This is a genomic window from Exiguobacterium qingdaonense, assembly GCF_018617855.1.
Taxonomy (GTDB): domain Bacteria; phylum Bacillota; class Bacilli; order Exiguobacteriales; family Exiguobacteriaceae; genus Exiguobacterium; species Exiguobacterium qingdaonense.
In genome coordinates this window covers 20,290-32,054 of sequence record NZ_JACSKY010000017.1, presented here as the reverse complement: position 1 = coordinate 32,054, position 11,765 = coordinate 20,290, and the positions used below count along the sequence as shown (strand labels likewise).

At 48.6% G+C, this 11,765-nt stretch carries 15 protein-coding genes and 10 tRNA genes; 3 read left to right on the top strand and 22 right to left on the bottom strand.

The genetic code is table 11. The features are described 5' to 3' along the window. Positions 1-97 precede the first annotated feature (97 nt). From KNP00_RS13400 to acpS, 18 genes are all read right to left on the bottom strand, one after another. Positions 98-174 (bottom strand) — tRNA-Ile (locus tag KNP00_RS13400). 10 nt (positions 175-184) lie between these two features. Further along, a tRNA-Arg gene (locus KNP00_RS13395) sits at positions 185-261 on the bottom strand. Positions 262-264: 3 nt separating this feature from the next. After that, a tRNA-Leu gene (locus KNP00_RS13390) sits at positions 265-352 on the bottom strand. Positions 353-376: 24 nt separating this feature from the next. Continuing rightward, positions 377-452 (bottom strand) — tRNA-Lys (locus KNP00_RS13385). 9 nt (positions 453-461) lie between these two features. Next, positions 462-533: transfer RNA gene (locus tag KNP00_RS13380), tRNA-Gln, on the bottom strand. A 7-nt stretch (positions 534-540) separates the two neighbouring features. Then, positions 541-616 (bottom strand) — tRNA-Asp (locus KNP00_RS13375). A 21-nt stretch (positions 617-637) separates the two neighbouring features. Beyond that, positions 638-713: transfer RNA gene (locus KNP00_RS13370), tRNA-Val, on the bottom strand. Positions 714-717: 4 nt separating this feature from the next. Beyond that, a tRNA-Glu gene (locus KNP00_RS13365) sits at positions 718-792 on the bottom strand. 27 nt (positions 793-819) lie between these two features. Continuing rightward, positions 820-911: transfer RNA gene (locus tag KNP00_RS13360), tRNA-Ser, on the bottom strand. Positions 912-920: 9 nt separating this feature from the next. Continuing rightward, positions 921-995: transfer RNA gene (locus KNP00_RS13355), tRNA-Asn, on the bottom strand. Between the two features lie 207 nt (positions 996-1,202). Then, entirely contained in the window at positions 1,203-3,329 is a 2,127-nt protein-coding gene (locus KNP00_RS13350) for a Tex family protein (protein ID WP_215146082.1), read from the bottom strand. 69 nt (positions 3,330-3,398) lie between these two features. Then, positions 3,399-4,199 (bottom strand): RNA polymerase sigma factor SigB, encoded by an 801-nt coding sequence (gene sigB / locus KNP00_RS13345; protein ID WP_015880560.1) that lies wholly within the window; start codon positions 4,197-4,199, stop codon positions 3,399-3,401. Continuing rightward, on the bottom strand, positions 4,165-4,644 hold the full coding sequence (gene rsbW / locus KNP00_RS13340) for an anti-sigma B factor RsbW (RefSeq protein WP_215146080.1): 480 nt from the start codon (positions 4,642-4,644) through the stop codon (positions 4,165-4,167). The genes sigB and rsbW overlap by 35 nt, the downstream gene beginning before the upstream one ends. Then, positions 4,641-4,967, bottom strand: a complete 327-nt coding sequence (locus KNP00_RS13335) for an STAS domain-containing protein (RefSeq protein WP_015880558.1) — start codon at positions 4,965-4,967, stop codon at positions 4,641-4,643. Before KNP00_RS13335 ends, rsbW begins: the two co-directional genes overlap by 4 nt. Positions 4,968-5,108: 141 nt before the next feature. Beyond that, the gene (locus KNP00_RS13330; RefSeq protein WP_026824472.1) at positions 5,109-5,459 is read right to left on the bottom strand and encodes a type II toxin-antitoxin system PemK/MazF family toxin; all 351 of its coding nucleotides are present in this window, start codon (positions 5,457-5,459) and stop codon (positions 5,109-5,111) included. A 5-nt stretch (positions 5,460-5,464) separates the two neighbouring features. Next, positions 5,465-5,743 (bottom strand): hypothetical protein, encoded by a 279-nt coding sequence (locus tag KNP00_RS13325; protein ID WP_215146078.1) that lies wholly within the window; start codon positions 5,741-5,743, stop codon positions 5,465-5,467. A 129-nt stretch (positions 5,744-5,872) separates the two neighbouring features. After that, positions 5,873-6,949, bottom strand: coding sequence for an alanine racemase (gene alr / locus KNP00_RS13320; protein WP_215146076.1), 1,077 nt, complete (start codon positions 6,947-6,949; stop codon positions 5,873-5,875). Continuing rightward, positions 6,936-7,304, bottom strand: coding sequence for a holo-ACP synthase (gene acpS / locus KNP00_RS13315; protein WP_215146074.1), 369 nt, complete (start codon positions 7,302-7,304; stop codon positions 6,936-6,938). The genes alr and acpS overlap by 14 nt, the downstream gene beginning before the upstream one ends. A gap of 62 nt (positions 7,305-7,366) precedes the next feature. On the opposite strand from acpS, the gene KNP00_RS13310 reads away from it, so the two are divergent. Beyond that, positions 7,367-8,092, top strand: coding sequence for a rhomboid family intramembrane serine protease (locus KNP00_RS13310; RefSeq protein WP_215146072.1), 726 nt, complete (start codon positions 7,367-7,369; stop codon positions 8,090-8,092). Between the two features lie 40 nt (positions 8,093-8,132). Here KNP00_RS13310 and KNP00_RS13305 read toward each other — a convergent pair whose 3' ends face one another. The 3 genes from KNP00_RS13305 to KNP00_RS13295 are packed head-to-tail and all read right to left on the bottom strand — an operon-like array spanning position 8,133 to position 9,233. After that, positions 8,133-8,450 carry a hypothetical protein gene (locus KNP00_RS13305; RefSeq protein ID WP_215146070.1) on the bottom strand — a complete coding sequence of 106 codons (318 nt, stop codon included), beginning with the start codon at positions 8,448-8,450 and terminating at the stop codon, positions 8,133-8,135. A gap of 32 nt (positions 8,451-8,482) precedes the next feature. Then, entirely contained in the window at positions 8,483-8,965 is a 483-nt protein-coding gene (locus tag KNP00_RS13300) for a hypothetical protein (RefSeq protein WP_240542892.1), read from the bottom strand. Continuing rightward, positions 8,958-9,233 carry a 4a-hydroxytetrahydrobiopterin dehydratase gene (locus tag KNP00_RS13295; RefSeq protein WP_215146068.1) on the bottom strand — a complete coding sequence of 92 codons (276 nt, stop codon included), beginning with the start codon at positions 9,231-9,233 and terminating at the stop codon, positions 8,958-8,960. Before KNP00_RS13295 ends, KNP00_RS13300 begins: the two co-directional genes overlap by 8 nt. 140 nt (positions 9,234-9,373) lie before the next feature. Between KNP00_RS13295 and KNP00_RS13290 the strand changes: the two genes are divergently transcribed. Further along, on the top strand, positions 9,374-9,907 hold the full coding sequence (locus KNP00_RS13290; RefSeq protein ID WP_215146066.1) for a cysteine hydrolase family protein: 534 nt from the start codon (positions 9,374-9,376) through the stop codon (positions 9,905-9,907). A gap of 22 nt (positions 9,908-9,929) precedes the next feature. After that, positions 9,930-11,375: a nicotinate phosphoribosyltransferase gene (locus KNP00_RS13285; protein ID WP_215146065.1), complete on the top strand. Its 1,446-nt coding sequence runs from the start codon at positions 9,930-9,932 to the stop codon at positions 11,373-11,375. 33 nt (positions 11,376-11,408) lie between these two features. Here KNP00_RS13285 and KNP00_RS13280 read toward each other — a convergent pair whose 3' ends face one another. Further along, a complete protein-coding gene (locus KNP00_RS13280) occupies positions 11,409-11,711 on the bottom strand; it encodes a hypothetical protein (RefSeq protein ID WP_215146063.1) in 303 nt (100 codons plus the stop codon). Positions 11,712-11,765: the final 54 nt, after the last annotated feature.

The window sequence follows — 11,765 nt, the reverse complement described above, 5'->3', positions numbered from 1 at the left end:
GATATAGCTCTTAGATTGACGAAGCTTGCGCTTCATTCAAAAATTGTAAAACTTATTTTTGCCTCATCGTTCAGTTTTCAAAGTTCGTCAGTTTAAATGGTGGGCCTAAGTGGACTCGAACCACCGACCTCACGCTTATCAGGCGTGCGCTCTAACCGGCTGAGCTATAGGCCCATAAAAAGAATGGTGCACCCTGAGAGATTCGAACTCCCGGCCTTTAGATTCGTAGTCTAACGCTCTATCCAGCTGAGCTAAGGGTGCATATGGTGCGGTCGAGAGGACTTGAACCTCCACGGTGTTAACCACCACTAGGCCCTCAACCTAGCGCGTCTACCGATTCCGCCACGACCGCAGCGTATAAAGTTAAAAAGGAAAATGGTGAGTCATGCAGGGCTCGAACCTGCGACCCTCTGATTAAAAGTCAGATGCTCTACCAACTGAGCTAATGACTCAAATAAAAGCTGGGCTGGAAGGGATCGAACCTTCGCATGTCGGAATCAAAATCCGATGCCTTACCACTTGGCTACAGCCCAACGTAAATGGCGGTCTTGACGGGATTCGAACCCGCGATCTCCTGCGTGACAGGCAGGCATGTTAACCCCTACACCACAAGACCAGATTACGTTTTTATTTGAAATGGTGGAGGATGACGGGATCGAACCGCCGACCCCCTGCTTGTAAGGCAGGTGCTCTCCCAGCTGAGCTAATCCTCCATATTGGTGACCCGTACGGGATTCGAACCCGTGTTACCGCCGTGAAAGGGCGGTGTCTTAACCGCTTGACCAACGGGCCAGTATGTGTCTTCTAAGTAATTTTAAGTGGCGGAGACGGAGGGATTCGAACCCTCGCACCGGTTTCCCAGCCTACTCCCTTAGCAGGGGAGCCCCTTATAGCCTCTTGGGTACGTCTCCAAAATAAAATGGCTCCGCAAGTAGGATTTGAACCTACGACCTACCGGTTAACAGCCGGTTGCTCTACCACTGAGCTATTGCGGAACGTTGCTTGAAATTATCGAAGTAACGATTTATATTGTAACCGCAAACCAGAAACCTGTCAATCACTTTCTTAGAAAAACGTTTATTTCGCATGCCGTCTCTCGGCGACTTCTATAAGATATCACGGCACAAAAAGACCGTCAACACTTTTTCTGAAAAAAATCAGGTAAAATGAAAAACATTTTACCTGATTCGAGTTTCTTCTTATTAACTGCTCGGAGCAAGCATCGTTAAACTAATTCGTCCCCGATTCACATCGACCTGTTCGATCCACACGGTCACGATGTCACCAACCGCCACGACGTCTAATGGATGTTTCACGTAACGATTCGATAATTTCGAAATGTGGACCAAACCATCCTGCTTCACCCCGATATCTATGAATGCGCCAAAATCAATGACGTTTCGGACGGTCCCTTGGAACTCCATGCCGACTTGAAGATCTTCAAGACTCATGACGTCCGTACGCAGTAACGGTTTTTGGATATCTTCTCGCGGGTCACGCCCTGGTTTGGCTAACGACTTCAAGATGTCTTCGACGGTCGGAAGACCCGCCCCTAATTGTCCACTTAACGCTTTAGCGTCGACTTGCTGCAGACGTTCCCTGAGCAGAGATGTACCGACTTCCGCTTTCGAAGAGCCAATCTCTTTTAAAATCGATAACGCAAGTGAATAACTCTCCGGGTGGATCTCTGTCTGGTCGAGAACGTCCTTTCCGTTCATGATCCGTAAGAATCCAGCCGCCTGTTCAAACGCCTTCGCTCCGAGACGAGGTACTTTCTTGATTTCCTTTCTCGTTTCAAAGCGTCCATTCTCTTCACGATATGCCACAATGTTTTTTGCCGTCGTTTTATTCAGGCCCGAGACATACGTCAATAAAGACTCGGAAGCACGGTTCACGTCGATTCCGACCATGTTGACCACGCTCTCGACGACGAACTCTAAAGAGGCCTTCAATTTATTTTGGCTGACGTCATGCTGATATTGTCCGACACCGACTGATTGCGGGTCGACTTTGACGAGTTCTGCCATCGCGTCCTGAATTCGGCGTGCAATCGAGACGGCTGACCGTTCCTCGACTTTCAGGTCCGGAAATTCACTTCGTGCGACTTCCGATGCCGAGTAGACACTCGCCCCCGCTTCGTTCACGATCGCGTAAGCAATATCGCGTTCCGCTTTCTTCAACCAGTCGGCGACGAACTGTTCCGTCTCTCGCGATGCAGTTCCGTTACCAACGACGATGACCGAGATCGGATATGTCTTCGCGAGTCTCGTCAACACTTTTTCAGCACCGGCGATATCGTGTTTCGGTGCGGTCGGATAGAAGACGCCGACCTCTTCGACTTTTCCGATTTCATTGACGACTGCCCATTTACAGCCGGTTCGATAAGCCGGGTCGATTCCTAAGACGACGACCTCGCGAAGCGGCGGCTGCATATAAAGTTGCTTTAAGTTTTTCGAGAAGACATCGATAGCCTGCTCTTCAGCCTTTTCTGTCAACTCACCACGAATCTCCCGTTCGATGGCCGGGAAGACCGATTTCTTGTACGCCTCTGTCACAGCTGCCTCGACAACCTCACGTTTTTCTTTCGGCAGTCGTTCGTATGTACGGAGGGCTTGATCCATGAAGCGCGTCTCGTCGAATACCACTTTCACTTGGAGCACGTCTGTGCGTTCCCCACGGTTCAAAGCGAGTACACGGTGTGGGACAATGCCAGCAATCTTCTCTTCATATTCATAGTACTGCGCAAAAATCTCTTTTTCGTCTTCCGCTTGTTTTTTCTTCTTCGAGCGCAAGAGTCCTTCTTTGCGTACACGATCACGGAGCATTTGTCGCAGTTTCGCTTCCTCGCCCCACTCTTCTCCGATGATCGCACGTACGAGCAGCATCGCCTCTTCCAACTCGACTTCTTGCGCAAGCTCTTTTACCTGATCAGGTGAATATGGAGATTTGTCACGGAACCAATCCGCAAGCGGCTGTAGCCCTTTCTCGCGCCCTTGTTCCGCTTTCGTCCGTCGTTTCGGACGATAGGGTAAATAGATATCCTCGACTTGTTGGAGAGTTGTCGCAGCCTCTAACGCTTTCGTTAGTTCAGGGGTGCTTTTTTCCAGTTCCTCTAACTTGGCAAGGACATCTGCTTTTCGCTTTTGCAGGCTCTCTTCATATTGAAGGGCATCCAAAATCCCTTTGATTTCAACTTCGTCAAGATTCCCCGTCATTTCCTTCCGATAACGGGCCATGAACGGAATCGTCGCCCCTTCAGATGCGAGCTGTTGTACCGTCTCGACTTGGTTCACTTTCAAGTTTAACGCGTTAGCCACTTTCGTAATCACTTGAATCACTTCCTTTTTTGATCTCTTTCAAAGTGTAGCAAACATTCAAACAAAAAAGCGATGACTCGATTAGTCATCGCTTGAGAATACTTCATTGAGTGGGACTTTAATCGCTTCACGCAATTTTTCGAGTGCTCGCCGTTGCAACCGGGAGACGTGCATCTGCGAGATACCGAGAAGTTCTCCCGTCTCTTTTTGGCTCATGTTCTTATAGTAGGCGCATTCCAAGATGGCGCGCTCCCGCTCATTTAAGACATTGAACGCTTTTTCTAGAATGAGGCGTTGATCGACCGATTCGTACCCACGCTCTTGGCTCCCGACCAAGTCGAGTAGCGTGACCGTACTACCTTCATTATCCGCTTCAATCGAACTGTCGACCGACAGCGCTTGATAACTCTTACCCATCTCGAGTGTCTCAAGAATTTCTTCATCGGATACACCGAGATGATCGGCAATCTCATCGATCCGTGGTGAACGTTGCAATTCGGTCGTCAACTCTTCAACCGTCTTCTTAATCTTTGGTCCGAGCTCTTTAATCCGACGCGGAACGTGAACACTCCATGTCTTATCACGGATGAATCGCTTGATTTCTCCGATGATCGTCGGGACGGCAAACGATTCGAAACTGCGTCCAAACTCCGGGTCAAACCGACGAAGTGCCGCTAGTAGCCCAATCATCCCAACTTGTACGAGGTCGTCATGAATCGCCCGACCTCGCGAAAATTTACGGGCGAGTGCTTCAACGAGATCTGAATAGCGATTGATGAGCAGCATTTGCACTTCTTCGTTTTGATCGTCTTGTTGGTAGCGTTCAATCCACTCTAGTACCTCGTCATCACTGTGATGGCGTTGTTGAGATTTTGCTGGCACTCTGATCCACCTCGTCCCTGTTAAGGAGTTTTGTCATCGTCACTTTGACACCGTTGTCTTTATTGATCGAGACATCGTCCATTAACGCTTCGATAAGGAAGAGACCAAGTCCTCCTTCATGGAGCGATTCGATCTCTGTCGTCTCTTCGACCGGAGCCGCTTGACGCTTCACATCATCTGAGAACGTCTTGCCTGAATCTTCAATCGTGATTTCAAGACGATCTGCATATACGTCACACGCGAGTTTGACCTCTCCATCTTGATGTTCTTCATAGGCATGTTGGACTGCATTACCACATGCTTCCGAAACCGCGATTTTAATATCCTCGATCTCGTCGTACGTATATCCCATACGGTTAGCGATTCCTGAAACGACTAATCGAACCACACCGACATATTCTGGTTTGGCCGGGAACGTCATGACCGTCTGTTCAACATTGTTCATTGCGTGCCACCTCTTACGTTTGAGTTAATTGAAAGAAGTTTGTGAAGACCTGTCAATTCGAACAAGCGATTGACACGATCCGTGACCCCGACAAGTGACAACTCCTTTTCGTTGCGCGTCGCAATTTTCAACGCTCCAACGAATACACCGAGACCTGTCGAGTCCATATACTCCACTTCATCTAAATGAACGACCACGTCTTGTTCGCTGATGGCCGGATGCAACACTTCTTTCAGTTTTGGTGCAGTATATGTATCCACTTCTCCGGATACGTAAAGGTGTAATTGTTCTCCAATAACTTGCTCACGAATCGCTAAATCCATCGTCTATTCCCTCCTAAATGTCCGTACAGAAAAATTGAGTACGATTAAATTAAATTCCCCATCAACAAAATTATAAACTTCTTTTTACAAATTGTTTAAAAAAAGACTGATACCTATGTACCAGTCTTGATCTATGTAAGGCTAGAGAGGAATCAATCCCATACTAATCTCTAGCGCTCGGTCAACTTTATGCATCGTCTCATCGTCGAGATGAGTGACTTTATCCGTCAGACGACGCTTGTCAATCGTTCGAATCTGTTCAAGTAAAATCACAGAGTCTCGTTCGAGTCCGTGCTTCTCTTGATATACCTCTACATGAGTCGGCAGTTTTGCTTTTTGAATCTGAGCTGTAATCGCAGCGACAATGACGGTCGGACTAAAGCGATTGCCGATGTCGTTCTGTACGATGAGAACAGGACGAACGCCACCTTGCTCTGAACCGACTACGGGCGACAGATTCGCATAAAACACGTCACCACGCTTTACGATCACGCTGCTCACACCCCACTTACTTGACGTAAGAGAGCGCGTTCGGCTTCGGCTTCAATCGTGAGCATCTCTTCTGCCATATTCAAGTTAAACGCGGCCATCTCTTGATAGCCTTTCGCCAATTCTTCACGCAGTGTTTGTTGTCGATCAGCAATTTCTTTAGACAAGTATGTCACTACATCGTTCAAGGACAGTGTTTCACGGTCTTTCATCGAAATCGGACCCCCTTGTTGCGAGAACCGATCTGGGACGGACGCTAGCGCACCCGCAGTTCGCTGCTTCAACATCTTACACCTCCAGAATCGTTTCATGGACTGGCGGAACATATCCCGCGTTCTTTATCAATATAACACGCAGGAATGGGAAAATATAGAGGAATCAAGAAAGAATTCAGATAATTTCACACGATTCTCTCTTCATACATAGTGACGCGGCAGTCGATTTGTGAACTGACAGACGATTTCATAATTGATTGTTTCGAGATGAGCGGCCAGTTCATCAATGTCGATATTCCCACCGACGAGCGTCACATCCGTCCCGACAGGAAACTCCTTCGGAAGTCGGATCATGAAACGGTCCATACAGACGCGCCCAACAATCGGACAACGGATACCACCCACCTCGACTTCAAACCCACTCGCTTTTCGTAGCCATCCGTCCGCATATCCGACAGGGACGGTACCAATCCATTCATCTTCGGTCGTCGTATAAGTCGCGCCGTAACTGATTGTCTGACCTGCCTCTAACAGTTTCACCTGCATGAGCTGACTTTTCAGCACGAAAGCCGGCCGTAAGAACGTGTAGAGTGTCTCCAGCTCTTTTGACGGATACAGGCCATATAGGGCGATGCCAACGCGAACGAGATTATAAGGAACGTCTTGACCCGCCATTCGGATGGCCCCGGCTGAATTGGACGTATGAATATAACGGAATCGCTCGTGAAGTCCATCCATCAAACGTTCGAAACGCTCTTGTTGTGTATAGTACAAATCGCTATTTAGTTCATCGGCTGTCGCAAAATGGGTATAGATGCCCTCTATCACAAAGGTATCGCCCGCTTCTTCAAGCAACGCATCAAGCTGCTCTCGCGTACGAAGACCGAGACGCCCCATTCCTGTGTCGACTTTAACATGGACCGTCAATGGCTTTTCTTCTATATAAGGAGTAGCCTCTTTTAACCATTCGGCCGAAAAGACAGACAACGTAATATCCTGTTCCGCTGCAATCCCTGCATACTGGGGAAATTGCGCCTCCATGACTAAAATCGGTGCTTCGATTCCTGCATCCCGAAGTTCAATTGCTTCTTCTAATAGAGCGACCCCGAGCATCGTCGCCCCGTTCTTTAGGGCGATATTCGCTACTTCGACAGCTCCATGACCGTAGGCGTTCGCTTTGACGACCGCCATGATGTCCTGTGGGATCCGGCTCTTTAGTTCTTTTATATTATGGGCGATGGCCGCCCGATCAATCTCGATTCGACTAGGACGAAACATGTTGCCCCTCCTCTTCTAAGATGACTTGTGCGATGGCGTATGTTTGACTATGGCTGATGCTGACATGAATCCGACCGGAAAACGGTGCGGTCATGACAGGTCGCCCCGTTTCATCCGGTAAAACTTCAATGTGACGCCATGACAGACCGTGTGCGATTCCAGTACCGACCGCCTTGGCGTAAGCTTCTTTCGCGGCGAAACGACCGGCGACAAATTCGATTTGGCGCTGGGCCGGGTAGTGTTGAGCCAACTCATATTCCTCATCTGTTAACAGACGTTTCAAAAAACGCGGTTGTTTCATCGAGCGAGCCATCCGCTCAAGCTCGATGATATCGATTCCGATTCCTACAATCACGGGACACTCGCTCCTTCCTTTTCCATCCCTTTCCTTATACAATTGAGGAAAGAGGTGATGTTATGTTTAGTCGTACGGAAAATGTACAAACGTTCATACGGGCTTATCCACTCGTAACGCTGTTCATTGTAATCCAACTCCTTGTGTTTGTCATCGATTCTTTCGCTCCTGGTTTACGAATCGTGTCGACAGGAGGGTCGTTCCATTTGGCACTTGCTGATGGACAATGGTATCGCTTGATCACGGCCAACTTCATTCACTTGAGTCTCGGTCACTTGTTGTTCAACTCGTTCGCCTTAATCATCTTCGGGCCGGCGATGGAACGTATGGTCGGACATGTGAAATTTGCCCTGTTTTACGTATTTGCCGGAGCTCTTGCCAACCTGCTCACCTACTTCACCGTCAGCAACTTGTTTTATCTGCAGGCCGGTGCATCTGGTGCCATCTTGGCCATTCTCGGTTTTTACGTATTCATCGGGCGCTTCCGCCGTACGTTAATGTATAGTCAGGATGCCCGTTTGGTCTACATCTTCGTAGCCCTCAGTGCCGTCTTTACGTTGATCGGTTCGAACGTCTCCCTTTGGGGGCATGTGTACGGCTTCCTGTCGGGATTTTTATTTGCCATTCCTCTCTCGCGGTTCACCGTTCCGTACACGCGTCCGATGCGTTACGGAAAGTATAAGCAACGTTCGTACGCTCCCCCTGTCATTCATTCGGGGGACGGGAAGTGGTTCTTCTACATCATCATCGGACTGGCAGTCTTCGGTTTATTGGCTCAGTTCTTATAAGCAGAAAAAAACGGCCAAGCAGATTCGCTTGGCCGTTTGCTTAGATTTGATTTTTATGACGGGCCTCTTGAAGTGCGTCGACTAAATCCTTCACGTCTTCGACGAGGTTTTGAATCGTATCTTGGTTTTCTTCGTAAAGTGATTTCCATTCCATGACACGGTCTTTCAAATTGCCTTTTGATGAGGCTTGGAGACCGACTTCGTGTGCTTCTGTCGACGTGTTCGACGATTTCAGCTTCGACTTGATCCCTTTCAGCTGCCTCACTTGCTGATCGCGCGTTTCACTATGGAGAAGTGATGCTGCCGCACCGATTACCGCACCAGCAGCCATCCCTAACCAAAAGTAATTCTTATTCATAAAAATCCTCCCCTAACATGACGTTATCTTTATTATAGATTATCTGACTCAGTGACGACATAGTGTTTTATGACCGGACCTGCCCCGCGTTGCTCGACCGCCCGCTTCAGACGGTCTTCAAGAATCGCATAGTCCGCTGTGTCACGAAAACGTTTCCCGCCGGATGTGAATTGAATAAAGAGGACGGCATGATGGTCGTCCGGGTCGACACCTAATCGATAAGCTGAAAACCCTTCGTGCCCGACACCAAGCGGCGCCTTTTCCGTCAACAATTGGTGGAACAAGAGAGAGCGAGCATTTTCATCCGCAGGCACGTTCGCGTATAAAATGTTCCCTTTTTTCACAAAGTCTCCAGATGCCTCTTCAATCTCAAACACTTTTCCACTCTTGAACGGAGATTTTTCTCCTTCTGCGAGTAAGATCGTCTCATGTCCATTTGCCGCGACCACACCCGGTTCTTTTCGGAGACGCTCGGCCACGCTACCTGACGCAAAGGTCATATAAAGTTTAGACAAGTTTCTCACACCCTTTTGCGAGTGAGATGTCTTTCTCCGTGATACCACCCTCGTCATGGGTCGATACGGTCAATGTCACGTTCCGATACTCAATCAAAATATTTGGGTGATGATCGAGCGACTCTGCCAAATCTGCTACGAGATGGACAAACTGGATTGCCTCCGGGAACGTTTCGAGCCGGTATGTCTTTTGAATCTCCCCGTTCACTTCTTCCCAGCCGTCTAACCGCGACAGCTCGTCTGTCAATTCACTTTGTGATAACACCATTGTCACAATCCCCTTTCCCTATACAGTCTACTTTCTTACTCTACCCAAACCGAAGAAAAATAATCTTCCGCGCATGATGTATAATGATTTAGAATGAGGTGGATAACTATCACTTCCATTACGAGAGAGGAGCATCTCCCATGCGTGCATTGATTGTCATTGATTATACATTTGATTTTATCGCAGACAGTGGTCGTTTGACTTGTGGGAAACCCGGGCAAGAGATTGAAGAAAGAATCGTTGAGTTGATTGGGACGTTCTCGACGGAAGATTATGTCGTCATCGCAAACGATGTCCATGATGCAGGCGATACGTTCCATCCCGAAACGACGTTGTTCCCTCCGCACAATATCCGTGGAACCGAGGGCCGTGAGTTATACGGTGCCGTGAAAGAAGCATCGAAACAGGCGGACCATTGGATTGACAAGACACGATATAGCGCCTTCTCCGGGACCGATCTCGACCTTCGTCTTCGAGAACGAGGGATAACAGAAATTCATCTTGTCGGAGTCTGCACGGATATTTGTGTGCTCCATACAGCCGTCGATGCCTATAATCTCGGTTATCAAATCGTAGTCCATGCCGACGCCGTCCAAAGCTTTAATTCGGTAGGTCATGAATGGGCACTCGAACATTTCGTCACGACACTCGGTGCGACCGTCGTCGGAAAGTGACGTAAAACAGAAAGGAAATCATATGTTACATCGTAATTTAGCACTTCACACGGACCTTTACCTTCCGCGTTGGATGTATATCTACTGGAAGCAAGGTCGCCATAACGAAAAGGTCGTCTTCGACCTCTACTACCGCTCGAATCCATTCAGCGGTGGCTACGTCGTCTTCGCAGGGCTCGAGAATATCGTTCACTACCTAGAGAACGTCTCGTTCACAGAAGCAGACATCGCCTACTTAAAAGAGCAGCTCGGTTTCGAAGATGAATTCGAGGATGTACTTCGGACCTTCAAGTTCACTGGTTCACTATATAGTGTGCGCGAAGGAGAAGTCATCTTCCCCCATGAACAAGTCGTCCGAATCGAGTCGACGATCTTTGAAGCGAAACTGTTCCAGACGGCGCTTCTCAACATCGCCAACCATGAATCTCTCATCGCCACAAAGTATGCACGGATTCGCCAAGCCGCACCGAACGAAACGCTTCTTGAAGGCGGCGCACGACGCGCACAAGGAATCGATGCCGCCTATTACGGGACGCGTGCCGCTTACATCGCCGGTTTTGATGTGACGAGTCTCGTGTCTGCCGGCCGTGACTTTGACGTCCCGACAGGAGGAACGATGGAGCACGCGGACATTCAGTTCCATGACGATGAATTGAGTGCATTCCGTTCATTCGCTGAGATGTACCCAGATCATACGAGTCTTCTTATCGACACGTACGACACCTTGAAGTCTGGGCTCCCGAACGCCATCAAAGTCGCAAAAGAGCTTGAAGCAAAAGGTCACCGTCTCAAGTCCGTTCGACTTGACTCAGGGGACCTCGCCTATCTATCGAAACGCGCCCGGAAAGCCCTGAATGAGGCTGGACTCGACTATGTCAAAATTGTCGTCTCTGGTGATTTGGATGAGTACGTCATCCAAGACTTACGGATGCAAGGCGCAGAAGCCGATACATTCCTCGTCGGGACGCGTGGAATCACTGCCTATGAGCAGCCGGCGCTCGGTATGGTATATAAGCTCGTCGCTCGTGAGGATGAATCCGGAGAAATGAAACCGGTCATCAAAGTATCTTCTTCTAAAGTGAAGACGACGACACCTCATAAAAAAGAGTTGTATCGCATCATCGACAACGAGACGAAAAAGTTCAAAGGCGACTATATCGCCCTCGCCGATGAACCGGTCGAGTCGTATACCGAGATCGACTTGATTGACGTCCGTGACCCGGCATTCAAAATCAAGACACGCAACTTTAACGTGAAGCGCTTGTTGCAACCGATTTTCCTTGATGGCAAACGAGTATACGACCTTCCGAGCACAAGTGAGATTCGTGCGTACCATCACGAACAGATGAACGGTTTGTGGGAAGAGTATAAGCGTCTCCGTCTACCGGAAGTCTATTCGGTGACGTTCAGCAAACCGCTGTGGGACCTAAAGCTCGATATGATTCGCAAAACGCGAGTTCCAAAATAAAAACGGTTGTGGGTACATTTCCCACAACCGTTTTTATACCATCGTCATTTCGCCCGCTTGGTTTTGATCTTCTTTTCTCCGAAAGTAAAGCGCCACCGATAACGAGAGTAATATCAAGACAAAGTAGACGGTCCGTTGCCAAAACGTCGCTTCAGTATCCCCTTGGAACAGCGCAATGATATAGTCGCTCCCACTGACCATAAACAGTCCGGCAAGCAAAAGAAAAATTCGATAACCGGCCCGACTCCGTTCTTGCTTCACTTTAAAGAAAAGGACACCATAGTAGACAATTGCGAGAATCGCCACATATCCGATTACGCCAACAACCCAACTCATCTCGATGCCTCCCTCACTCTCTATTCTTTTGATTCTTCCCCGTTATCTTAACAT